Here is a 20407-nt window from a genome sequence, read left to right as displayed (position 1 = left end):
CTCCCTACGCGTCAGTCTTTCTTTGGCCCGTCAGTCTTTTTCTGCATGTCCAGATTAACGAGGTCTTCGAGCATATCCAGCAGGTCTTCCATCCGCTGCTTGCCGAAACGGGCTTCGAAATCCGAAAACAACGCGGCGGCGTCGCCCGCGTGGTCTTGCAGCACCTGCTGGCCCTGATCGGTGATCGTGACGATAGATTTGCGCCCGTCGTCGGGATCACTGGCCCGGCTCAACAGCCCTTCTTGCTCCATCGCGCGCAGCATGCGGGTCAGGCTCGGCAACAGCAGACAGGCTTGCTGCGCCAGCGCTGTCTGCTCCATCGGGCCGGATTCCTCGACCACGCGCAGAACGCGAAACTTCTGTTCCGAGATGCCGCTTTCGTTCAGGATTTCCCGGATCGGCCCCATCACCCTTTCCCGCGCGCGCAATAGCGCAATCGGAAGGGAGCGGGCAGTGCGGCGCAGGGGGGGCATTGTGGCCATTCTTGACGGTTTCCTGATCGCTACTTACCAAGTCAAAGAGCGCCCAAAAGGGCGTGACGATCACCATAACCGCTGCGGCATCATTCTTGAAGAGGCCAAGCCGCGCGGAACAACAGTGAGACAATACAACAACATGGGGCAGGAAATGCGGATGACAACCAGAATTCAAAACGACAGGAGCCGCGGATGAACTGGGAGGATTTCCGCCAGTGGGGCCGCCGTGCGGCCGATTGGGCCGCAGATTACCACGCAGGTCTGCGCGACCGTCCGGTGCGTGCACAGGTGGCGCCCGGCGCGGTGCTCTCTGCCCTGCCCGATGCGCCGCCCGAGGGGGCCGAGGCGATGCAGGCGATTTTCGACGATTTTGAGCAGACCATCATGCCCGGCATGACCCATTGGCAGCACCCCCGGTTCTTTGCGTATTTCCCGGCCAACGCCGCGCCTGTCTCGGTGCTGGCGGAATATTTCGTCTCTGCCATCGCGGCGCAGTGTATGCTGTGGCAAACCTCTCCGGCGGCGACAGAGCTGGAAACCCGCGTCTGCGATTGGATGCGCCAAGCGATCGGTCTGCCCGATGGGTTCACCGGGGTGATCCAAGACAGCGCCAGTTCCGCCACGCTTTGCGCCGTGCTGACGATGCGGGAGCGGGCATTGAATTGGCAGGGCAACAAGGCAGGTCTGTCGGGCCAGCCGCGCCTGCGGGTCTATTGCTCGGCCGAGGTGCACACCTCGGTCGACCGCGCCATTTGGATTGCGGGGCTGGGCGAAGAGAACCTTGTGCGCATCCCTACCCACGGCCCAACCCGCGCGATGGATGCCGATGCGTTGCGCGCCGCCATCGCTGCCGACCGCGCGGCGGGGCATCTGCCGGCGGGGATCATCGCCTGCACCGGCGGCACCAGCGCGGGTGCCAGCGATGACATCGCCGCCGTGATGGATGTGGCCGAGGCCGAGGGGCTTTATACCCATGTCGATGCCGCTTGGGCCGGATCGGCGATGATCTGCCCTGAGTTCCGCAGCCTCTGGGCCGGGGTCGAGCGGGCCGATTCCGTGGTCATGAACCCGCATAAATGGCTCGGCGCGCAGTTTGATTGCACCACCCATTTCCTGCGCAATCCCGACGATTTGGTCAGGACTTTGGCGATCCAGCCGGAATACCTGAAAACCCACGGCGCGGATGGGATCGTGAACTATTCCGAATGGTCGGTCCCACTGGGCCGCCGCTTTCGCGCCCTGAAACTATGGTTTCTGATCCGCGCCCATGGGCTGGACGGGCTGCGCGAAATGATCCGAAACCATGTGACATGGGCACAGGGCTTGGCCGCGCGGCTGGAGGCGACGGAGGGTTTTGAGGTCGTGACCCAGCCGATGCTCTCGCTCTTCACCTTCCGCCATCTCGCGACCGCAGACCTTGATGCGCATAACCAAGACCTGCTCAATCGCATCAACGACGATGGTCGCATTTACCTGACCCAGACCCGTATCGACGGGGCATTGGTGATCCGCTTTCAGGCAGGTGCCTTCACCGCCACGGCCGAGGATGTGGCCATGGCCTATGATGTGATCACCGAATTGGCCGCCGCTGGCACTTAAGGCGCGATCAGGCTGACGCCCGGCATGGCGCGGATGACTTCGACATCCGCGTCATAAAGCGCCGTCATCCGCTCGACCAATTCCTCGGTCCAGCCGGGCATGTCGAGTTCTTCTTCGATCTCTTCTTCCAGCGCGTATTTATCGAGAAACGCCGTGATCACACGCCGTTTCTGCGCCTCGGACATCTCTGGATGGGTGTCGAGATAGCCGCGGAACCGTCGCATCCCTTCTTCGGACATGATGGCGTGCAACAGATCAAAGCCGCCTTTGATCTTTGTCTCCGGCTCCAATCCGGCCATCTCGCGGATGATCTGCGCCCAGATCAGCGGCGTGTCTTCGTTGCACCAGACCGTGATCGGAATGCCCGGTGCCGCTTCGCGCAATTGGGCAATCGTCTCAGACCAGCGCAGGTCTTCCGGCCCCCGCCCCCCCCAGAAGGCCGCCGAAGTCTTGTCCGCCGCTTTGTCATAGAGCACCGGCACCAGCGACGCGGGGTTTCGGATCGCCATAAAGATGCGAATCTCGTCCTCGGGAAACAGTTGCGCCATGCGCAACATCCGAACCGCGGCGGCGGGATAGAGCACCCCCTCTTGCAGGGCCGTGGCGGGCGAGCGAAAGAAATTCGCATCCGACAGGATCACCCGGCTGGCTGCGTCCTCATCGAGAATCGCATCAAGCAAAACATCCCGCGCCACCTCAGAAGGCTCTGCCTTATGCATCGCGTTGAGCGTATCGCGAAACAGATTGCGATAGGTGCTGGGCCCGGGCACTTTGACGCCGGTTTTGGCAAAATCATCCTGATTGCGCAGCAGGCATTTCAGCAGCCGCTCGTCTTCTGTGAAATGAACACCTGTGTGCAAAACGAGCTGCATGATACTCCGCTCAACCTTGAAAATCTTGGCGATGAATAGCCCGTCTCGCGCCGCGTGTAAAATCCGAAAGAAACTCTCATTTCCCCTCTTGCACCCCCCGCGCCATTTCTCTAAATGAGCCCTCAGTGCCCCTATAGCTCAGCTGGTAGAGCAACTGATTTGTAATCAGTAGGTCCGCGGTTCGAGTCCGTGTGGGGGCACCACTTAATCCTTAAAATTCAGACCATTGGCGCTTCGTCTGAATTAGGCCGTCCGACCGTCCGAACCCGTCCGAGTCGGACAGCCGCCAATCATACTACCAACATCCCAGTAGCCAGCTGTCGGCAAGGCCGGCACATGCGATGATGTGGGCCTTCGGATTTGAATGCAGTTCGGCAGGTGATGCAAGGTCGATCGGATAGCTTTTCTTCGCGCGTCAGACGATTAATGAGCGCAAAAGCTCTTTCTTCCGTTTTGTAGACGTTGCCTACAGGTCGGCCATTCTTGCGCACCTGCCATCCTTCACCGCATCCAATCACATCAAACATGGGTTTCTCCGAAAATAGTTCTCAAGCGCGCCCGCCACGTTCGTGCTGTGGAGATGGTTTACCGAAAGGATCAGGCCACTCTGGATCGACGCCAGTCTGTCCCTTGATAATAAGAGACACTGCATCGCGCATGAGCGCCATGAAAATCTGCTTCGCACTCTCGTCTTGGACGAACGCCATCTGGATCGAGCCCAAAAACAACGCGCCATCCATGGTCTTTGGCAATGCGTAGTATGCGACCCATAGATCGCCCTCGACACGCATCGCCAGCCTGCCCATTTCCTGTTTTTGGGTCATGCTTTTTTCCTCTTGGTTTCAGTTGGCCGCTGGATCGATGCCACCGCACGCGCGGCCGTGTGGAATGAGGGTGGCATGTAGATTTCGCCCAGCTGCGGATCGAGCGCGGCTGAGTTGCCCAGGACATCACCGACATCCTCTTTCGTGCTGCCCCCGGCGCGGGACCAAACCCCGAAGGTTCGACGCAGATCCCGAAATTGTAGACTGGCTAGACCTGGTGCAGACTTGGTTGCCAGAGCGCGGATCGCGGCCCAACGTTTCCGGAAAAGATCGCCGGAATAGGGTTGTCCGGTCGCTTCATCGATCAGCAGATAGGTGCGATCTTCACCTTCGACGGGCAGTTGCATCCGCAAGTAGGGCTGTGCCTCGGGGTGGATGGGCATGACGCCATAGTTCTCGCGCTTGGAGCGTATCAGCTCCCAGATCATCACCGGCGCATCGATGCCGACCACATCGACCTCGCGGAAATGAGCAACCTTGGCGTTTATGACATCGGTCTGACGTTGCGCCTGAAGTGTCGCCAGGACAATTCCGCAAGCAACAGCATGATAGCCCAAAGACTGCGCGGCTTGGACCAGAGCATCGAATTCCGCCCAGCTGGCCGTGCGGTGTCGTTTGCGCACCGCCTTCATCTTCAGTTTGAAACAAGGGTTGGTATTTTCTGCGCGCCATCCTCGCACTTCAGCGTGGCTCATGAGGATCGAGAACATGCGGATCAAGGCCAATGCTTGCGCGGGGCCTGAAGCGGAATAAACGGTCTCGTACCAAGTGCGGAGGATCGGCTTGGAGAAGTCCACGACGTTTCTTGGACCCCACTTTGTTTCGATCACCGCCAAATTGATGGCGTAGCTGCGCCGGGTCGCATCGGAGAGCTCTTTGAACGCCACCGAATGCCGATAGTCAGCAATCAGAGCATCAATCGTCCTGCCGCCGCTACCGCGCGCTGGTGCCGTGTCACCGCGCCGCTTCCGATCGACATCATCGTTCAGGCGCTTTGCCTCACGGGCTGACCAGGTCGGCCGATCGCCATTGAGCTCAACAGACTGAAAACCAAGTTTCCGAGCGGAGGCATTTGGCTCCCACCATACTCGCCACCCACCATCGGCCCGACGGCGCTGGCGCAGGCTGGCGATCTTGTCTGTGATGGGTGCCGCGCCACTCATGCCCGACGCGCCTCCTCAAGCAGCACCACATTTGGGCCACCCACGAAGGGATCGTCGGAAGTCGGCCGGCATTGCAGGTCAACCCACGACGTCACCGCATCCTTGCGCCACTTCAACGGCCGCAAGCAGGTCGGCATCGGCAACGGGAAATCGTGGTCACGCTCCAGACGCGGCCGCGCTTGCAGGAATGCAGCGCCATCGGAGAACCCTGTAAGCGCCGCGACATCACTTGCGGTTATGAAAATCACTGCCCTTTCCTTTTCTGAACATCGGACCAGCGCTTCAAAGAAACCGAGAAGTCGTCCTGCGCCTCTGGGTGGTTGCGTGGCTGAGAGCGCCGCGGTGGCACCAGCAGAAGAACAACGGCCAGCGCGGCCGATAATACGGTCACCCCACCGATCGCTACCAGAATGTCTCGAATAAGTTCCATGTCTTTGCCTGATGGTTTACCGGACAGTGTCGCCAGCCTGTCGGGCTTGTGGGTTGTGAGGGCGGTCGAGCAGACCCGCTGGCGACCCCCGGCAGAAAGTCTATGCAGACGCCTGACGCTTCATCGCGTCGGCAAGCCCTTGCGCGAAGCGGGCTGAATTCTGCATCTGAAGGCTGAGCGGAATATCGAGATCAGCGCCCCGGAGCGTCGGGGCCTTCTCTTCGATCTGCCCTGCCCAGCTGTGCATGACGTCGCAGGCATAGAGAAAGCCGCGACGCTCTTCGGGCGCCATCGATCGGATCAGGGCCGCAGGATCAGCAAGATCAGCCATTGTCGCGGGCCGAAGTTATGAACGTGACGTTGTCGAGTTGGGTCATGTCCGCGATGACACCCATGGCGCGACGGCGATGAAGCAGCTCCGTAGCAATCTGGGGGATGGTGATGATGAGCAACGCTGCATCGGCGTCCGATAGCTCGCTGTGCTTCTGCGCAGTTGTGCCGGCGCAGATGACCTGTTCGAGCATTTTGTCGGTGATCGGCCCAGCCATAGCATTCGGGACCGTGGGAAGGTTGGCAACCTGTGTCATGTCAGCTCCTGTGTGACGTCTTCACACAAGAGTTAGGAGTTGATACCCGCAACTGTCAACTAAATTTTATAGTTTTTCTATATTTTTATTTTAGGTGGGCCGTCACACAACTCGCCAGCTACCTATGATTTTGCCCCTTATAAGAACATTGGAGCCGTCCACAACATCCACGCGGCGATCCGCTGCTTCAGGACTTGCGGCAACCAAGACAGGGGGCTCGTACCTGCGAAGCAACATCCGAGATGCACCAGTCTTGCCGTCATACTTCTGCGCGATCACCACATCGCCGGCCTTGCAGAGCTCTGATTGATGGGTGTCGAGCAAGATCATATCACCAGGGAAATAGCCCATAAGGCTCAGCGCGCCCCTTTCTATTTGCCAAACGTCAACACCCGGCCTGGCGCCACCCAACGCAGCAGCGATGTTGTACACACCATCTCTGCTATTGCTCTTGTCGCCCCAGGGTGCCGCATCACTATCTGCAAACTCGGGCGTGACCCGGCGCGCCTCAACGGGCTTCAACACTCCCGCGCGCTTCAAGACCTCGTCGATAGGAACCTGTAACACTTCGGCAAATGCCCGAGCCCATTCCAGCGACATTTTCTGACGGCCGGTATAGATATTCGAAACGTTCGCGCGCGTGCGACCCATTTTTTGCGCAATATCTTCGGCTGTCGCACCGACGCGTTTCTGCTGCTGTTTGAACCACTTGTCATCCATTTGTCAGCAAGTAGCTACTCGCAACTATAATTTCACGATACAAATTCTGTATTTTTTAGTTGCCAAGATATATGTCCCGCAGCTACATGTCGTGTCATGAGTAGCAACCTTACACCACTGGAAGTATGTGAACGCCTGATCGCCCCCATTGGCGAATTGGCTCGGATCGTCAGTATGGGCGAAAAGGCCGGTTACGGCTGGCGGCGCGCTTCGAAATATCGTGACGCTGGCGACATGCCGCCGCGTGTAAATCGCGGCCTGCTGAAATACGCTAGGCGGCACGGCATCCCACTGACCGCTGAGCACCTGATCTGGGGCGCGAGCCACGCCGAGATTGATGCATTGCTGGAGAATATGTCCGCGCAAGAGATTGCAGCGGAATGAGAGTTGCCCGGCATCTCATCCCTACCGGACAACCGGATTGCTATTGGCCCATGAGGTACAGCGCCGCTAGGAGCGCCGCGATCCGGACTTGCGTGCAGACCGCCGTGGGCGCGGACGGTCTGCACGCTTTTTTATCGGAGCTGTGTGATGGGCTTTAATCTACGCAAGTCCGTTCGCCTCGAGGCTCTGTCGATCGGCATGCGCGCGCGCTGCAACGATCTAAGCCGCGAGGATGTCGATGCCATCGTGACCCGTGCCGAAGAAGCAATGTCTTCTGACGAGCCGCTGTTTCGCGCCATTACCACCTTTGCCGTCCAGTACGAGGAATGTCGGTTCGATAGGGAGCGCCTGGTTCAGATCGGATTAGCACTAACCGACGCGATCCGAACGCTAGTCCAGCACGAACCTGTCGATGCCGGGAGGGCCGATATCTATGGCTGATCCAGTAGGCATAGATGCACGCTTTTCTGCGGCAGATCAAACGCTGGCCTTTGCGCTCACGTGGTTCGCGACGGAGCGCGTGGTGTCGCAGCCCAATCAGAAGATGTGGATGGAAATCCTGCGCGATGTCCTGCCGTTGGTCACTGAAGATCATCCAATCGTGGCGCCGATGGTGGCCGCGGCAAAACAGGTCATCGTGTCTGTCGATTTTAGCGGGGAACTCTCGTTCCGAGCGCACCTCGATGCCAACACCTCCGTTGCAAAGTTCGCCGCATGGCGCGCAGGCCGATCCTACGAAGTTTTCCAAGAACAGAAAGAGGGCGCAGCGTGACCGCTTTGGACCAATGGAAGGAACAGGTGGCGTCTATGTCTGCACTGGCCAAACAGGGCGAGCGGATCATCGAAATCGTCGAGTACACAATCATTCAGCTCGAGAATGCCGGCGTGAGCTCTGTGGTCCGACGCGGACCGCGAGGCGTGATGCTAGATCTGCGCATCGTATTGCCCGCTGATCTGCAAATGCCGGGCGAGGAAGACCCTGCCGACGAGGACGCCTTACCATCTCGCGTGGATCATAAGCTGGCTGAAAAGTCGCCTGCGATAGCAAGCTTAATATCTTCCCAGAAAAGCCAAAAATCGGATACGGCACGCGATAAACCGCCTCTGCTTAAGGATGGGCCTGCGCCCGCTGCGAAACAAGCCCCCCCAAAGGCAGCTAAAGCAGCAAACGCAGCCGCCCAGGCCGCGCCACCGGCAACCGGCGCGGCCACCCCTTCTCCTGCGCACGACACCAGCCTCCTCTCAGCAGACGAGCGTGAAATCTATGCCCACCTCAATGCTCTCGGTTACGCTGGTGCTTGGACAGCGAAGCGAGACTTTTCCCTAGTCCAGGGGATGGCCCGCGGTGATGGCACGGCCGCTGTCGCAGAAGCCTTGGGAAAAACCAAAGAGACCATCATCACCCGCTGGCGCGCGCTGAACACAAACCCGACCTCGATCGATCATCAGATCCGGCTCATCCGGGTTCTGAAGCTGCGCGCCGAAATCTGAACTCGAGGGGAAAAGCCATGAAAGAGAACAATGGGGTTTTGTGGAGCCGGGAGGGCCCGCGCTTGGAAATGAAGTACCAGGGCGGAAATCCTGAATATCGCTATGTGCTTCACATCAATGATCTGAACCCTGAACTGGATATATGCTGGTGTTTTGATCGCTGGACGATGGTTCGCATCGGCTTGTGGTTCATACGTCGTGCGCTTTTTGCCAAACTGCGGTCTGACTGATCATGTCACAGCGCCCCACATACTCGCTGGATGAAATCAAATCCATGCTGCTGGACCAGCTCGACGGCGTGGTGGCGCAATATGCGCCGCCGGCCAAAGGCTCCTACACGGCATTCGGCAAGTATTTTACCCTGAACCCCGGCCGCGCGGATCGCTCGGTCGGGAGCTTCTGCGTCACCATGACCGGAGCGGATGCGGGGCGCTGGAATGACTATGCCGTGGGCAGCGTACCCGGCAAAGGATATGGCGATGTGCTCGATCTGATCGCCCTGTCGCTGGACTGTGATCTCGCCCAGGCGGTGCGCGAAGCCCGTTCTTTTCTTGGCCTGCGGTCAGACAGCCCTGAAGACATCGCCCGCCGCAAGGAAGTAGCGCGCAAAGCTGCTGTGCGTCGATCCAAAGCAGAAGCAGAAGATCGAGCGCGGAAACGGGCACGAAGCGCCCAGGCGCAGGCAATCTGGCTCGGCGGACAAGAGCGCATCGCCAACACGCCGGTGGAGTTCTACCTGCGCGATCAACGCTGCATCGATCTGCGCGCGCTAGGCCGCCAGCCGCGGGTTCTGCGCTTTGTGCCCGAGTGCAGCTACTACCACGAGGATCCAAAGACCGGCGAAGTGTTCGAAGGCAGCTATCCTGCAATGGTGGCGATGGCGACGAACCAGCGCGGTGAAAACGTGGCCGTCCACCGCACCTATCTGGCGCGCGATGCCCAGGGCCGGTGGAACAAGGCCCCGGTGCCCGCCGCCAAAAAGGTCCTGGGCGAATACCACGGCTCTGCGATCCACATCTGGAAGGGCATTGGCCCCCGTGGCGGCAAGCCTGTCGGACTGCGCCATGCGCCTGCGGGCACGCATCTGTTCATGGCCGAAGGCATCGAGGACGCGCTGTCGATCGTGATGCTGAAGCCAGAAGCCCGCGTTCTGGCGGCCATCTCCCTTGGGAACCTCGGCTTCGTCGCCCTGCCCGACACAGTGACTGATCTGACCTTGGTGGCCGACCTCGATGACAACGACACCGCCCGCGAGCAGCTGGAGCGCGCCGTCGCGCAGCACCAAAAGGCCGGCCGCCGGGTGAAGCTGTTTCAGAACCGCTGGGGCGGCAAGGATTTGAACGACGCTCTGCGCGCCTCGGCCGCAGGGCATGATCAAGGAAAGGAAGCCGGATGACCCAAGCTGAAATCAAAAGCGATGCGCGCGACCGGATCGGCGAAACCTTAAATTTGGCGCTCTGTATGCGCACGGCAATGTTGAAAAAGAACAAGCCCCGTGCCTGGACAAAATGCCCAGTTTGCGGGTCGAAAATCCGAGCCTATTTGGCTGGTTCTAAAGCGCATTTGCACATGGCCTGTGAAACCAAAGGCTGCATCTGGGTGATGCAATGAACGCCCTCTTAGCAGCCGACACTTTGGAGATCGGGAACTGCGGTTCAGACTGCGATTGCCAATCCATCCACTTGGTCATGAACGACGCTGGCGGCGATGGTTTCGCGGCGGCCTCGATGCAGCCCGAGACCGCACGCCGTGTGGCGGCCGATCTTCTGAAATGTGCTGACGTTGCCGAAGCGCAGCAGCTCAAAAATCATGGGCGGATAACATGAATTTTCGCACAGAAATCCGCCTCGGCCGCTACGGCGTCGCCTTTGGACACGGCAGCTGGGCCGGGATTGATCATCTCGGCCTGCTGCATCCGCACTTCAAAGAGAAGGATGTCCTCGATCGCCAGTTCTACGCCACAGCATTGAGCTTGCTGGATAAGGCCTTGCAGGCGTCCCGAACCCTCGCACCCGGCCCCTATGGAGAAAAGAAGAGCGCCCGCCGGCGCAAGTTTTGCGATCGCGTTGCCTCGGTCGCCAATGAATTGGAGGCACAACAGACGTGACAGAGCAGGCAAGTAACGACGCGTGGCTGGGCAATCAGGATCGCGCCAGCTACCGCAAAGCCCCAAACCGCCCCACCAAAGACGAGCTGCGCGATGCATTGGACAATGCACCGGAGGCCCCGCGGGCGGATGACAGTGCAGGTGGTGGTGGCGATACCCCTCCCCCGCCGGGTCAGCCCCCGGAAGACGGAGATCGCAGCTATCGCGGCCGTCCCAAAGGAGAAATCTACGATGGCTGCCCGGTGACGCCATTGGGCGTGCGTGGGGATCATCATTACTTCCTCGATGTGCTGGGCCAGATGCGTGGAGCCAAGAAGCTGGAGGGCCAGTTCATGCAGTCGCTGTTCGGCCACCAGATCCCCAAGCTGTGCTTCAACTTCGCCCAGTGGGAATACAAGGGCGACAGCTGGGTGCGCAAACCCGGTCGCTTTGACGCCTACAAGGCCAGCATGGCGATGTATGAGGCGACCTCGGAGCTGGGTGTCTTTAACCCGCTGAACGACGTGCGCGGCGTTGGCGCCTGGACGGATGACGACGGCCGGCTGATCTATCACGCCGGTGACGCGGTGCTGGTGCGCGGCGAGAAGAAGCGCCCCGGCAAGGTGGGCAAGCATATCTATCCCGCACAACCCCCAATCCCGCACCCTGACGAGGTTGATGAAGCCCCGGACCCCGTGCCCGAGATATTGAAAACCATCGAGACCTGGAACTGGGCGGTACCGGATGTGCACCCGTTCATATCTCTGGGCATGATCGCAACGCAAATGCTTTGCGGTGCTCTCGATTGGCGGCCAGTCTTCTGGTTGGTTGCGCCGGCCGCATCAGGCAAGTCTGAGTTCCAGAAGCTGATCAAGCTGCTGCACGGCGACGACGGCCTTGTACAGACCACCGACGCCACCAAGTCCGGCATCACATCCAAGCTCGGGCAATCGAGCTTGCCAGTGGCCGTCGACGAGCTCGAGCCCGGCGATGAACGATCGACCAAGGAGCGGGACATCATCGCTCTGGCGCGGGTCGCGGCATCGGGTGGAGAATGGTTTCGCGGGTCGGCCGACCAGACAGGCGTGGGCGGCAAGGTCTATTCAGCTTTCCTCTTCAGCTCCATCCTGATCCCCGGTGTGATGAAGACACAGGACGTCCAGCGTCTGATCCGGTTGGAGATGAAACCGCTCGATAAGGGCGCGGCCAAGCTGAACTTGCAGCCCCGCACATGGCGGGCACGCGGCGCGCGCCTGAAGAAGCTGCTGATCGATCGGTGGGACAGCTGGCCTGACCGCATGTCCGCGTGGCGTCACGCACTGGAGCATGAAGGTGTTATGGGCCGCGATGCCGACAACTGGGGCACAGTCCTCGCGATGGCGGATATGGCGAGCCAAGCAGACATCGCGACGGAAGATGTCATGGCCAGCTGGGCGAAGAAGATCGCCTTCATCGCCAACGCCGATCGCGAAGACACGGTGAACGATGCCGATGCCATGCTGTTGCACCTCATGGGTCAGCAGTATGATCCCTACCGAAAAGGTCAGCAGTACAACATCGCCCAGTGGGTGATGGGCGCGGCTGGCCTGCCTGGCACGCCAGAGGGGCTCCGACACCCGGACGATGAGGGCCACAGCAGCCTGCGCATCACCCAGCAGCGGTGTAACACACAGCTGGCCAGCGTCGGCCTGCGGGTCAGCGGAACGGGCGAAGAGGCGCAGCTGTTCATCGCCAACCAGCAGCTTCAGCAGCTGAAGGACCTGTTCCGGAACTCGGACTGGGCCGGTGGCGTCTGGAAGCAATCAGCGTCCCGTGTTCCGGGTGCCACACCAACCCCGCACCCTCTCACCTTGGCCGGTATTCGATCACGCGGCTACCTGATGCCGATCAAGTCGATCCCGGGCCTGACCAGCTTCCCGATGGACCGTGAGCGCGCCGATGACGTTGTGGGCACACCGGTCTCCAAGCATGACGTCGAGGATTGGGGCTAAGATGTTGAACGCTGTGATCAACCACTTGAATTCGCGTCATTCTTTGCGCTTCCCCCGCACCCGCTGGGATGCCATTATCTACGCGCGACGAGTGCCGCAGACCATGGGTCAGGGGCACAACGGCGCACAAAATGAAAACCCCAGCGTTGTGCCCTCTGTTGTGGGCAAAAGACGTTTAACTACAGCGGGTTACCCTCTACCCACAACGCCACAACGCCGAACTGGACCCCTCTCGTGTGTGTGCACGCACGCGTGCGCGCGTACGAGAGCAACTCCGTTTTTCCGTTGTGGCGTTGTGACTAAACCTTATGACATTGATATATATAGAGAAAGAGGCACAACGCTACCCACAACGCTAGGCCAAAAGGGCCTAAAACCGTTGTGGGTAGCGTTGTGGGCAGCACTTAACCCCCTGTTATATAATAAAAAAGGGGTTTTTGAGCATGGCTAAGCCCAAGAATTCTTTCGAAGTCATGGCTCGGACCGCTGCTGAGCGTCTGGACAAGGTTCGCGATGCTGGTGAGCAGCTGACCTTCCTCCCAGATGAGCGCGGCAGCGCGGTTGACCTGGTCGAGGACAAGCCGGTCGGCCGTCCGAAGGGTGCCAAGGGCAAGGTGAACAATCAGATGCGCGACTGGCTCGCCGCCCAGGGCTATTCGATGCCGGAAGACGTGCTGGCGCAGATGGCTGGGCTGGCATCGAGCGGCGATGCCGTGATGGCAGCCATGGAGCGGGCCGAGCTGGTGCTCGCCTGGGCCTTCGACGGCGCAACCCAGAAAGTGAAGGGTGGCGGCACCAAGCCTGCCGTGCCCGGTGCTGGCACGCGGCTGTCGACGTTCATCCAGCTCTACACGATCCAGCTGCGCGCAGCCGACGCCCTGCTGCCCTATGGCGCGCCCAAGGCCACGCCGGACGTCAGCGTCCAGCAGTCGGTCGTCGTCAATGTCCCATCCGCCCCGAGCACCGCCCACCCGGGCGACAATGCCCGCGTGATCAGCGGTCGATCGGGCGGTCGGATGGTGCCTGCGGACGTGGCCTACAAAGACCAGCAAAAACAAGAGGTTACCGAAGCGGACAATCCAGCTTCGGATGATGAAAGTCGGACGGAATGAACAACGCATTGAAACAAAAGGGAAAAGCGGTGCATGTCTCACTGATTGAAAATCATTTGGACAGCGCTCCAGCTGGTGCGATCTGCAAGGGTCTCGCGCTGCTGGGCTCGACCGCCAAGACCCCCGGGGGGGAGGTCCCGCGCTCTGTCTCTATGGCCCTGTCTCCGACCCTATTCAGCCTTTTGGCCCTTCCGGAGATTTCAAAATGAGCGCGATTGTTGGATTTGATGGATGGGGTTGGGGGAGAACTTGTTCCCCTGCCCATGAAGGGGTTGGGGGGAATGCACCTATTTCGGGTGCAAAGCTCGGACTGACAGATGAACAGATTGACGCCCTGGCAGGGCAGTCGGCGAAAGAGGCAATTGAAAGCCTAGAGGGCGAATTCGCCACTGGCAACCTGCCGGATGTCGAGACGGTCACTTTTCCCGGGCCGATTTCCGAGGAGTTCTACTGGTCCAATGCCGATGTCTGCGGCATCCAAGGCCCGGTGGGCTCGGGCAAGACCACCACGCTGATGAAATCGCGCCTGCGCCGCGCGATCGAGATGCCACGGTCCACAATCGACGGTGTGCGGCGCTACAAGGTGCTCTTCATCCGTGAGACCTATCGCCAGCTTTGGTCGACCTCGATCCCATCCTATCTAGAAACCTTTCCAAAGGAGCTCGGCAAGTGGTCAGGCGGCCGGGGCGACCCGGTGACCCACATAATCCACTTCGAAGATGATCATGGGCCGATCGAGTTCGTCGCTGAGTTCATGGCGTTTGGTGACGACATCGTCGCCTCGATGCGCGGGGTGCAGACCACCGATATCGTGCTCAACGAAAGCGATACCATGCCGGTGGAAATCCTGACCGTTGGCATTGGCCGGATCGACCGCTGGCCCGCCCGTCAGCATTTTGAAGGGCTGCCGATCCATCTGCGCGGTTACGGCCAGATTGTCGGGGACTTCAACGCGCCGGATGAGGACAATTGGACCTTCGAGGTCTTCCACGACGAAGAGAAGCGTCGGCTGCTGCTGGATGCGTTATCCGCAGATCTACCGGAGGGCGCGAAGCAGATCGAGATCAAGTTCTACAACCAGCCGGGCTACGGGATGGACGGCTGTGAGAATATGCAGAACCTCTCGCCGACCTACTACCAGCGCCAAATCGCGACACAGCGCCTTGCTGGGCGTGGGGATATGGTTGATCGGCTGGTCTACAACAAAGTGACCTACCTGCGCGTGGGCGATCCGGTCTGGAAGCGCGAGTTCAGCCGGCGTGTGCACGTGAGCGACACCCCGTTGCAGCCTGTCCAGGGCGTTCCCCTACGCATCGGCCTCGATCAGGGCTTCAAGGGCGCAGCTGTGATCGCGCAATGCCTTGAGGATTACCGTTGGCGCATCTACGCCGAGCTGCACTTCCCCGAAGAACGGCTGATGGCGGCGGTTTTTGGCAATCGCCTCGCAGATCTTCTCGATGACCGGTTCAACGGGTTCCGTGTCGAAGCGGGCTGGGGCGACATGGCGGGCGAACACGGTGCCTCCCAGGCGGCTGACGAGAACGCAACCTGGAACCTGATGGTCGGCAAAGCAGCTGGTTTCTATATCCGGCCTCAGCGGATCGGCACCAACCGCATCACACCGCGCTTGGAAGCGGTCCGCGCGGCGCTGGAAGCCCCTCTGACGCGCGGTGAGCCCGGTTTGCTGATCGACCCCTCATGCAAGTTCCTGATCCGTGGTTTTGCGGCCCGCTACGTCTGGACCGAAGAGACCAACAAGAGCGGCGACAAGCGCAAGGTACCCGACAAGAGCTTTACCGAGGCCAACGTGCATGACGGGCTTCAGTACCTCCTGCTGAGCGAACACCAGGCAGATGGCACCAGCCCCTACGCCAAGAAAATGCCCGACACCGACAGACGTGGCCAGCTGGGCCACAACGGAGGGCCGCCCCTGTCGGGGCATACCGGCGGCCTGCAAACCGGTTGGGACATCACCAACCCCTATGGAGCCTGAAGTCATGGAAGACGAATTTACCCGCCACTTGGCAAAACAGCACGCGGCCGACGTGCTGCGCAACCTCGGGGTGCAGAGCATCATGTTGCTGGCGCTGCTCAATGGGGGCGCTGCCATTGGGATGATCTTAATCGGAGCGCCACTATCGACATTCTTGGGCGGCTTTCTGTTCGCGTGGATTGCAGCGCTGGTCTCCTACGTGATCGCGCAGATGCGCAGCGTCTATCCTTTCTGGGGCTATCAGCTCCACCCGCTTTTGCTGCTGGCCGTAATGGTCCTGCCAGTCGCAATATCCCTGCTGCTGTTCTGTCTGGGCCTCATCTGGGCCAGCCCGATCGCGGCAAACTGATCATCAACCTGACCAATGGAGACTGATACCATGAGCAAGACAGACCAAAAGGCAACCGAAGCCAAAGCCGACGAAGAAAAGAAAGCGGCTGATGAAAAGGCTGCCGAGGAGAAGAAGGCACCTGACGAAAAAGCTGCGACCGAGGCAGAACCGACCGACGAGCCGGTGCAGATCGACAAACAGCGCGTCAAAGACCTGATCGATCAAATCGAAAATCGCCACGGCCACCGGATCATGGAACTGGTCCACCGGTTTGAGCAGGAAGAAGGTATGCAGATGGCTGAAGGGGACGAGACCACTGCCCCCAAGATGACGATGGCAGGTGTTTCCTGTCGTCTGCGTGCTGGTCCCGACCAGACCTTGGAAAACTGGGCCAACGCCGCACGGCGCGCCTTGCTGAAGGCAGCGTAAGCAATGAGAGCCACACCACCCGTGCTGATCCAGCCTTACAGCGACCATGCGGCTATGAACGTGCTGTCGCGGTTGGACGTGATGGATCACATCGAGGCCGAGCAGATGCGCGGTCGCCCGATCTCGCATCTCGAATTGTTCGCTGATTGGCGCTCGATCGAGCCAGCACGGGTGGTGTCTTTGGTGCTCAGCACCGGTTCCGAAGCCGCGCCGCGACCTTTTGCCGTTCTCGGGCTTTCAAACACCGGCCAGGCCGGCGTGGCGCAGGCGGCACTCCTCGCCCGCGACCATAAGAAGTTCCGTGGTGCGCTGATCAGTGCTGCCCGGCACATCCGTGCGCAGATGCCTGTCTTCTGCGCCGATAACGGCATCTACCGCATCGAAGCGCGCAGTTGGGCGGGTCACCCCCGTGCAGCGCAGTTCCTGCGCGCCTGTGGCTTTGCCCACGAAACAGACATGCCCGGTTTCGGCGGGACAGCCGCCACCATGTTTAGCCAATTCGCCTGGACCCACCCCACCCCCGAGAAGGAAACCTGAACCATGTGTTTTGCACCGAAATCCCCGAGCATCGCAGCCCCGCGCATCGCGGCAGCTGACAACCGTGAGGCCACCCAGCAAGCCGACATTGAGGCCCGTCTGCGCAAACGCCGCGCAGGCGCTGCGGCAAACGTCCTCACCAGCAGCGTCGGCATCCCCTCGACCCCACGTCTGGGTCAAACAGCATGAAGCCGGACACCGTAGTCGAGAATGATCCCCGCGCCGAAGAGGCGATCCGGCGTTGGGATGAGCTGAAAAGCAGCCGAAGCCGCCACGAGCAGGACTGGGAGGACATTGCCAACCTGATGCGGCCGCAACGCGGCGGCTTCGGCCTTTATGACCACAAACGGCGGCAGCAGGAGAAGCCGCTGTCCAGTGAACCGATCATGGCTCTGGGCAGCTTTGCCGCGGGCATGTATGCCGCGCTGACGAACCCGGCCAATCGTTGGGGCGGCTTTGAGACGCCCGATCAGGAATTGAACCAATGGCGGCCCATGGCCGAATGGAACGATCTGGTGACCAATCGCGTGTTGGCCAGCTTCAGCCCGGCGGTCTCCGGGTTCTATGGGGCGACCTTCCAAGCCTATTCCGACCTTGCGGGCTTCGGTAACGCGGCGGGCTATGACCAGATCGACACCGTCAACCGCAAGTTCATCGATGTCACGATGTCACTGGCTGAAGTGGTGGTGGAGATAGACGCCCACGGCCGCGTCGTAGAGATGGTGCGCAAGTTCACCCTGAAACCGCGTGCGGCCGTTCGGGAGTATGGTGCCAAGATGCTGCCCGACAAGATCAACGAGATGGCGGACAGAGGCAGTTCCGACGATGTGACGTTCTACTACCACATCCTCAAAAACGACCAGTTCGTCAAAGGCAAGCTCGGACCGCGCGGCAAGCCTTGGTTGAGCATCACGGCCTGCGAAGAAGGGCGCTCTCTCGTCAAGATGGCTGGGCACGATGACATGCCAGCCTATTACCCCCGGTGGGATGTCGACAGCGGGATGACCTACGGCACGGGGCCCGGCATGATCGCCCTGCCCTCCGCACGCATGGTCAATTTGATGGATGGCGCAACGATCCGAGCGGCCCAGCAGGCCGCAGACCCCACACGGCTTGCACCAGACCGTCAGGCGGTGCCGTTGAACGGGACCTTCCGCCCTGGATCGGTCGTCTACGGCGCGGTGGACATGCGGGGCAATCCGCTGATCCGCAACCTCGAACAGGCTGGCAACATCGGCCTCACGATTGAAGAAAAGCGCGCCAAGACCGAGGCGGTGAAGGAAGCGTTTCACTATGCGGTGATGTCGCTCTCAGGCCGAACCGGCGTCACCGAGGAAGAAACTCGGATCATGGAAGAGGCACGGCTGCGCAACTGGGCCCCGCATGCCGATCGCATCATGGAGGAATACGCGGCGCGGAAATTCGAGCGGCGGTTCCGCCTGCTGTGGCGCGCTGGTCAACTGCCGCCCCCGCCTCCTGAAGCCAGCGGCTTGCCCCTGCGCGTGCGCTACCAGTCCGCCGCTGCAATGGCGATGCGGGCGCGTGAAGGCACCGCGATCCGCCAATTTATCGGCGATCTTGGCCCCCTCGCCCAGCTGAACCCGCGCTATGTCGACCGCTTGGAGCCCGATGCCATTGCCGAAGCCCTGCACGACGCCAGCCCGTCACTGCCGGCACGCATTCTGCGCTCGCGCGAGGACGCCGACGAAATCGCCAAGGCACGTGCAGAGAAGGAGCAGCAAGCGGAGCAGATGCAGATGGCAGAAGCCGCCGGTGGTGTTGCGAAGGACCTGGGCGTCACGCTCGGTAACGGAGGGATCCAATGATCTGGCAACGTCTCCCCATCATCCGCAGTTTCTTTGGCGGGCCGAGCCCTGAGGTTGACCCTGCCGGCGCGGCGGCGGCCGACAATGCCGCCAGCATCGTTGCACAGCGCTGGCGCCGCGCGTTTGCGCGCGATCCGGAGCTTGCCGAAGACTTGATCCGCCAATCGGGCCTGATGGCCTTGCAGCCGATCGACATGGTGGATGGCTACCCCCAGCCAACCCCCATCGACCCTTACCGTCTGGCCTATGATGCTGGACGGCGCGACCTCGCCCTGCTGCTGCTGGCACAGGGCAATATTTCCCACCACGAATTGAGCCAACTTATGGAGAGCCTCGATGTACGTTAACTTTTTTCTCAAACCCCTGATCTGTTTTGCGCCCGAAGGCGACGCCGGTGGTGGCGCTGGCGGTGAAGGTGGTGGTGCCGGCACGGGCGACGATACTGTTTCCGGCGGCGCAGGTGATGACACCGTGAACGGCGGGGCCGGAGCTGATACTCTGGCCGGCGGCGGCAACGATACGCTGACCGGGGGCGACGGCGGCACGACAAAATGGTGGGAGGGTGACAAGTTCAAAGACCATCGGGACATGCTTGAAGCCACCGGACTAACCGTCGACGATCCTTTGGACGCTGTGATCAAACTGGCCAAGATGGAGAAATCTGCCCAGACGAAACTTGGCAAGCCGGCGGATCAGCTGCTCACCAAACCCGGAAAGGACGAAAGCGTCACCGACTGGATGAAATCCAATGCTGACATCTTCGGAATTCCGGAAAGTGCTGACAAATACGATATCAAAAAACCAGAGGCTTGGCCAAAGGATGCCAAGTGGGATGAGGGCTTGGAAGGCAAGGTGCGCGAGCTAGGCCTCGCGAAAGGTATGTCAAACGACGCAGTCAACGCGATGGTCGGTCTCTACGCCGAGAACATTATGGCCCTCGACAAGGGTTCTGCCGACGATTTGGCCAAAGCCAACAGCGAGATGATGGCCGACCTGCAAAAGGACTGGGGCCAACAGACCGAAGCCAAGCTCACGCTGGCAAGCCAAGCCGCGTCGGTCATCGCCGAAAAAGCCGGGCTGGATCAGACCGCGATGCAGAACCTCGCCGAAAGTCTGAAGCCCAAGATTGGCGATGCGGGTACGATGCGGATATTCGCCGCGATCGGCGAGATGATGGGCGACGATCAGATGGTGATGGGCAATGGCGGCACGTCGCTCAGTACCACACCAGCAGAGGCACGCGCGGAGCTATCGAAGATGCAAAGCCCCGGTGGCGAATACTTTGAGGCTACCAGTAAGCGCGACACGGCGACCATCGCCCGGTTGAAACCGCAGATTGAACGTTTGACTAAAATCGCCGCTAGTTGACCATTGCTTGGGGTCGATGATTGACAACAAGCAATACGTCGATTTCAGCGAAAAACTTAAACCAATGGATGGGGGCGGGTTTCTTACCGCCACCATTTTCTCTCAAAACATTTCCGCCTGCAAACGCAAGCATTAGTTCGAATGACATTGCAAGCATAATGCAAGCATGTTTAAGTGCCTCTATGCAA

General features: G+C 60.2%; 30 protein-coding genes and 1 tRNA gene. 21 read left to right on the top strand and 10 right to left on the bottom strand.

Annotated elements, in window-relative coordinates; all coding sequences use genetic code 11:
- Window positions 1-11: 11 nt before the first annotated feature.
- On the bottom strand, window positions 12-482 hold the full coding sequence (gene hpaR / locus K3758_RS07685; RefSeq protein WP_236627358.1) for a homoprotocatechuate degradation operon regulator HpaR: 471 nt from the start codon (window positions 480-482) through the stop codon (window positions 12-14).
- On the opposite strand from hpaR, the gene K3758_RS07680 reads away from it, so the two are divergent.
- Together K3758_RS07680 and K3758_RS07675 are read left to right on the top strand one after the other, a co-directional pair.
- Window positions 475-672 (top strand): hypothetical protein, encoded by a 198-nt coding sequence (locus K3758_RS07680; RefSeq protein WP_259949553.1) that lies wholly within the window; start codon window positions 475-477, stop codon window positions 670-672. The two genes, hpaR and K3758_RS07680, sit on opposite strands and share 8 nt — an antisense overlap.
- On the top strand, window positions 669-2075 hold the full coding sequence (locus tag K3758_RS07675) for a pyridoxal-dependent decarboxylase (RefSeq protein WP_259949552.1): 1407 nt from the start codon (window positions 669-671) through the stop codon (window positions 2073-2075). The genes K3758_RS07680 and K3758_RS07675 overlap by 4 nt, the downstream gene beginning before the upstream one ends.
- Here K3758_RS07675 and K3758_RS07670 read toward each other — a convergent pair.
- Window positions 2072-2947 (bottom strand): hypothetical protein, encoded by an 876-nt coding sequence (locus K3758_RS07670; RefSeq protein WP_259949551.1) that lies wholly within the window; start codon window positions 2945-2947, stop codon window positions 2072-2074. The two genes, K3758_RS07675 and K3758_RS07670, sit on opposite strands and share 4 nt — an antisense overlap.
- A gap of 127 nt (window positions 2948-3074) precedes the next feature.
- Here K3758_RS07670 and K3758_RS07665 point away from each other — a divergent pair.
- Window positions 3075-3150, top strand: a tRNA-Thr gene (locus tag K3758_RS07665).
- A 345-nt stretch (window positions 3151-3495) separates the two neighbouring features.
- On the opposite strand, the gene K3758_RS07660 is transcribed toward K3758_RS07665, so the two are convergent.
- The 7 genes from K3758_RS07660 to K3758_RS07630 all read right to left on the bottom strand — a co-directional run bounded on the left by K3758_RS07660 (window position 3496) and on the right by K3758_RS07630 (window position 6671).
- Window positions 3496-3771 carry a hypothetical protein gene (locus K3758_RS07660; RefSeq protein ID WP_259949549.1) on the bottom strand — a complete coding sequence of 92 codons (276 nt, stop codon included), beginning with the start codon at window positions 3769-3771 and terminating at the stop codon, window positions 3496-3498.
- Entirely contained in the window at window positions 3768-4934 is a 1167-nt protein-coding gene (locus K3758_RS07655) for a hypothetical protein (RefSeq protein ID WP_259949547.1), read from the bottom strand. The genes K3758_RS07660 and K3758_RS07655 overlap by 4 nt, the downstream gene beginning before the upstream one ends.
- Complete coding sequence (locus tag K3758_RS07650; RefSeq protein WP_259949545.1) at window positions 4931-5182, bottom strand: hypothetical protein; 252 nt, start codon at window positions 5180-5182, stop codon at window positions 4931-4933. Before K3758_RS07650 ends, K3758_RS07655 begins: the two co-directional genes overlap by 4 nt.
- Entirely contained in the window at window positions 5179-5364 is a 186-nt protein-coding gene (locus K3758_RS07645; protein ID WP_259949544.1) for a hypothetical protein, read from the bottom strand. Before K3758_RS07645 ends, K3758_RS07650 begins: the two co-directional genes overlap by 4 nt.
- 100 nt (window positions 5365-5464) lie before the next feature.
- Window positions 5465-5695, bottom strand: a complete 231-nt coding sequence (locus tag K3758_RS07640; RefSeq protein ID WP_259949528.1) for a hypothetical protein — start codon at window positions 5693-5695, stop codon at window positions 5465-5467.
- The gene (locus tag K3758_RS07635; protein WP_259949523.1) at window positions 5688-5951 is read right to left on the bottom strand and encodes a hypothetical protein; all 264 of its coding nucleotides are present in this window, start codon (window positions 5949-5951) and stop codon (window positions 5688-5690) included. The genes K3758_RS07640 and K3758_RS07635 overlap by 8 nt, the downstream gene beginning before the upstream one ends.
- 102 nt (window positions 5952-6053) lie before the next feature.
- Entirely contained in the window at window positions 6054-6671 is a 618-nt protein-coding gene (locus K3758_RS07630) for a helix-turn-helix domain-containing protein (RefSeq protein ID WP_259949521.1), read from the bottom strand.
- Window positions 6672-6767: 96 nt separating this feature from the next.
- Here K3758_RS07630 and K3758_RS07625 point away from each other — a divergent pair, with 96 nt between their 5' ends.
- The 7 genes from K3758_RS07625 (at window position 6768) to K3758_RS07595 (ending at window position 10157) form a co-directional block, all read left to right on the top strand.
- Complete coding sequence (locus tag K3758_RS07625) at window positions 6768-7055, top strand: hypothetical protein (RefSeq protein WP_259949519.1); 288 nt, start codon at window positions 6768-6770, stop codon at window positions 7053-7055.
- Between the two features lie 147 nt (window positions 7056-7202).
- Window positions 7203-7496, top strand: a complete 294-nt coding sequence (locus K3758_RS07620; protein ID WP_259949517.1) for a hypothetical protein — start codon at window positions 7203-7205, stop codon at window positions 7494-7496.
- Window positions 7489-7827, top strand: a complete 339-nt coding sequence (locus K3758_RS07615) for a hypothetical protein (RefSeq protein WP_259949515.1) — start codon at window positions 7489-7491, stop codon at window positions 7825-7827. Before K3758_RS07620 ends, K3758_RS07615 begins: the two co-directional genes overlap by 8 nt.
- Window positions 7824-8546 (top strand): hypothetical protein, encoded by a 723-nt coding sequence (locus K3758_RS07610; RefSeq protein WP_259949514.1) that lies wholly within the window; start codon window positions 7824-7826, stop codon window positions 8544-8546. Before K3758_RS07615 ends, K3758_RS07610 begins: the two co-directional genes overlap by 4 nt.
- 17 nt (window positions 8547-8563) lie before the next feature.
- Entirely contained in the window at window positions 8564-8776 is a 213-nt protein-coding gene (locus tag K3758_RS07605; RefSeq protein WP_259949498.1) for a hypothetical protein, read from the top strand.
- A gap of 44 nt (window positions 8777-8820) precedes the next feature.
- Window positions 8821-9942, top strand: coding sequence for a toprim domain-containing protein (locus tag K3758_RS07600; RefSeq protein ID WP_259949496.1), 1122 nt, complete (start codon window positions 8821-8823; stop codon window positions 9940-9942).
- Window positions 9939-10157, top strand: a complete 219-nt coding sequence (locus K3758_RS07595) for a hypothetical protein (protein WP_259949494.1) — start codon at window positions 9939-9941, stop codon at window positions 10155-10157. The genes K3758_RS07600 and K3758_RS07595 overlap by 4 nt, the downstream gene beginning before the upstream one ends.
- Before the next feature lie 44 nt (window positions 10158-10201).
- Here K3758_RS07595 and K3758_RS07590 read toward each other — a convergent pair whose 3' ends face one another.
- The gene (locus K3758_RS07590) at window positions 10202-10357 is read right to left on the bottom strand and encodes a hypothetical protein (RefSeq protein ID WP_259949493.1); all 156 of its coding nucleotides are present in this window, start codon (window positions 10355-10357) and stop codon (window positions 10202-10204) included.
- Between the two features lie 11 nt (window positions 10358-10368).
- Here K3758_RS07590 and K3758_RS07585 point away from each other — a divergent pair, with 11 nt between their 5' ends.
- From K3758_RS07585 to K3758_RS18355, 11 genes are all read left to right on the top strand, one after another.
- Window positions 10369-10653 (top strand): hypothetical protein, encoded by a 285-nt coding sequence (locus K3758_RS07585; protein ID WP_259949491.1) that lies wholly within the window; start codon window positions 10369-10371, stop codon window positions 10651-10653.
- Window positions 10650-12623, top strand: a complete 1974-nt coding sequence (locus K3758_RS07580; protein WP_259949490.1) for a hypothetical protein — start codon at window positions 10650-10652, stop codon at window positions 12621-12623. Before K3758_RS07585 ends, K3758_RS07580 begins: the two co-directional genes overlap by 4 nt.
- Window positions 12624-13066: 443 nt before the next feature.
- Window positions 13067-13735 carry a hypothetical protein gene (locus K3758_RS07575; protein ID WP_259949487.1) on the top strand — a complete coding sequence of 223 codons (669 nt, stop codon included), beginning with the start codon at window positions 13067-13069 and terminating at the stop codon, window positions 13733-13735.
- A 205-nt stretch (window positions 13736-13940) separates the two neighbouring features.
- Entirely contained in the window at window positions 13941-15728 is a 1788-nt protein-coding gene (locus tag K3758_RS07570; RefSeq protein ID WP_259949484.1) for a hypothetical protein, read from the top strand.
- Between the two features lie 4 nt (window positions 15729-15732).
- Window positions 15733-16077, top strand: a complete 345-nt coding sequence (locus tag K3758_RS07565) for a hypothetical protein (RefSeq protein ID WP_259949483.1) — start codon at window positions 15733-15735, stop codon at window positions 16075-16077.
- A gap of 30 nt (window positions 16078-16107) precedes the next feature.
- Complete coding sequence (locus tag K3758_RS07560) at window positions 16108-16488, top strand: hypothetical protein (protein WP_259949482.1); 381 nt, start codon at window positions 16108-16110, stop codon at window positions 16486-16488.
- Between the two features lie 3 nt (window positions 16489-16491).
- Complete coding sequence (locus K3758_RS07555) at window positions 16492-17025, top strand: hypothetical protein (protein WP_259949481.1); 534 nt, start codon at window positions 16492-16494, stop codon at window positions 17023-17025.
- 3 nt (window positions 17026-17028) lie between these two features.
- The gene (locus tag K3758_RS07550) at window positions 17029-17214 is read left to right on the top strand and encodes a hypothetical protein (RefSeq protein WP_259949479.1); all 186 of its coding nucleotides are present in this window, start codon (window positions 17029-17031) and stop codon (window positions 17212-17214) included.
- Window positions 17211-18851: a portal protein gene (locus K3758_RS07545; RefSeq protein WP_259949478.1), complete on the top strand. Its 1641-nt coding sequence runs from the start codon at window positions 17211-17213 to the stop codon at window positions 18849-18851. The genes K3758_RS07550 and K3758_RS07545 overlap by 4 nt, the downstream gene beginning before the upstream one ends.
- A complete protein-coding gene (locus tag K3758_RS07540) occupies window positions 18848-19198 on the top strand; it encodes a hypothetical protein (protein ID WP_259949476.1) in 351 nt (116 codons plus the stop codon). Before K3758_RS07545 ends, K3758_RS07540 begins: the two co-directional genes overlap by 4 nt.
- Complete coding sequence (locus K3758_RS18355) at window positions 19188-20219, top strand: hypothetical protein (RefSeq protein ID WP_311201534.1); 1032 nt, start codon at window positions 19188-19190, stop codon at window positions 20217-20219. Before K3758_RS07540 ends, K3758_RS18355 begins: the two co-directional genes overlap by 11 nt.
- Window positions 20220-20407: the final 188 nt, after the last annotated feature.

This window comes from Sulfitobacter sp. W002 (assembly GCF_025142135.1).
Classification (GTDB): domain Bacteria; phylum Pseudomonadota; class Alphaproteobacteria; order Rhodobacterales; family Rhodobacteraceae; genus Sulfitobacter; species Sulfitobacter profundi.
Note: the sequence above shows the minus strand (reverse complement) of the source record. Positions and strands in the feature narration are given on the sequence as shown.

Excerpts from the sequence above, each read along its gene's own strand:
- K3758_RS07645 (WP_259949544.1), bottom strand. The coding sequence starts at position 5,364 with ATGGAACTTATTCGAGACATTCTGGTAGCGATCGGTGGGGTGACCGTA.
- K3758_RS07585 (WP_259949491.1), top strand. The coding sequence starts at position 10,369 with ATGAATTTTCGCACAGAAATCCGCCTCGGCCGCTACGGCGTCGCCTTT.
- K3758_RS07605 (WP_259949498.1), top strand. The coding sequence starts at position 8,564 with ATGAAAGAGAACAATGGGGTTTTGTGGAGCCGGGAGGGCCCGCGCTTG.
- K3758_RS07655 (WP_259949547.1), bottom strand. The coding sequence starts at position 4,934 with ATGAGTGGCGCGGCACCCATCACAGACAAGATCGCCAGCCTGCGCCAG.
- hpaR (WP_236627358.1), bottom strand. The coding sequence starts at position 482 with ATGGCCACAATGCCCCCCCTGCGCCGCACTGCCCGCTCCCTTCCGATT.
- K3758_RS07600 (WP_259949496.1), top strand. The coding sequence starts at position 8,821 with ATGCTGCTGGACCAGCTCGACGGCGTGGTGGCGCAATATGCGCCGCCG.
- K3758_RS07550 (WP_259949479.1), top strand. The coding sequence starts at position 17,029 with ATGTGTTTTGCACCGAAATCCCCGAGCATCGCAGCCCCGCGCATCGCG.
- K3758_RS07540 (WP_259949476.1), top strand. The coding sequence starts at position 18,848 with ATGATCTGGCAACGTCTCCCCATCATCCGCAGTTTCTTTGGCGGGCCG.
- K3758_RS07545 (WP_259949478.1), top strand. The coding sequence starts at position 17,211 with ATGAAGCCGGACACCGTAGTCGAGAATGATCCCCGCGCCGAAGAGGCG.
- K3758_RS07595 (WP_259949494.1), top strand. The coding sequence starts at position 9,939 with ATGACCCAAGCTGAAATCAAAAGCGATGCGCGCGACCGGATCGGCGAA.
- K3758_RS07565 (WP_259949483.1), top strand. The coding sequence starts at position 15,733 with ATGGAAGACGAATTTACCCGCCACTTGGCAAAACAGCACGCGGCCGAC.
- K3758_RS07620 (WP_259949517.1), top strand. The coding sequence starts at position 7,203 with ATGGGCTTTAATCTACGCAAGTCCGTTCGCCTCGAGGCTCTGTCGATC.
- K3758_RS07630 (WP_259949521.1), bottom strand. The coding sequence starts at position 6,671 with ATGGATGACAAGTGGTTCAAACAGCAGCAGAAACGCGTCGGTGCGACA.
- K3758_RS07570 (WP_259949484.1), top strand. The coding sequence starts at position 13,941 with ATGAGCGCGATTGTTGGATTTGATGGATGGGGTTGGGGGAGAACTTGT.
- K3758_RS07660 (WP_259949549.1), bottom strand. The coding sequence starts at position 3,771 with ATGACCCAAAAACAGGAAATGGGCAGGCTGGCGATGCGTGTCGAGGGC.
- K3758_RS18355 (WP_311201534.1), top strand. The coding sequence starts at position 19,188 with ATGTACGTTAACTTTTTTCTCAAACCCCTGATCTGTTTTGCGCCCGAA.
- K3758_RS07675 (WP_259949552.1), top strand. The coding sequence starts at position 669 with ATGAACTGGGAGGATTTCCGCCAGTGGGGCCGCCGTGCGGCCGATTGG.
- K3758_RS07560 (WP_259949482.1), top strand. The coding sequence starts at position 16,108 with ATGAGCAAGACAGACCAAAAGGCAACCGAAGCCAAAGCCGACGAAGAA.
- K3758_RS07615 (WP_259949515.1), top strand. The coding sequence starts at position 7,489 with ATGGCTGATCCAGTAGGCATAGATGCACGCTTTTCTGCGGCAGATCAA.
- K3758_RS07625 (WP_259949519.1), top strand. The coding sequence starts at position 6,768 with ATGAGTAGCAACCTTACACCACTGGAAGTATGTGAACGCCTGATCGCC.
- K3758_RS07640 (WP_259949528.1), bottom strand. The coding sequence starts at position 5,695 with ATGGCTGATCTTGCTGATCCTGCGGCCCTGATCCGATCGATGGCGCCC.
- K3758_RS07555 (WP_259949481.1), top strand. The coding sequence starts at position 16,492 with ATGAGAGCCACACCACCCGTGCTGATCCAGCCTTACAGCGACCATGCG.
- K3758_RS07670 (WP_259949551.1), bottom strand. The coding sequence starts at position 2,947 with ATGCAGCTCGTTTTGCACACAGGTGTTCATTTCACAGAAGACGAGCGG.
- K3758_RS07590 (WP_259949493.1), bottom strand. The coding sequence starts at position 10,357 with ATGATTTTTGAGCTGCTGCGCTTCGGCAACGTCAGCACATTTCAGAAG.
- K3758_RS07635 (WP_259949523.1), bottom strand. The coding sequence starts at position 5,951 with ATGACACAGGTTGCCAACCTTCCCACGGTCCCGAATGCTATGGCTGGG.
- K3758_RS07575 (WP_259949487.1), top strand. The coding sequence starts at position 13,067 with ATGGCTAAGCCCAAGAATTCTTTCGAAGTCATGGCTCGGACCGCTGCT.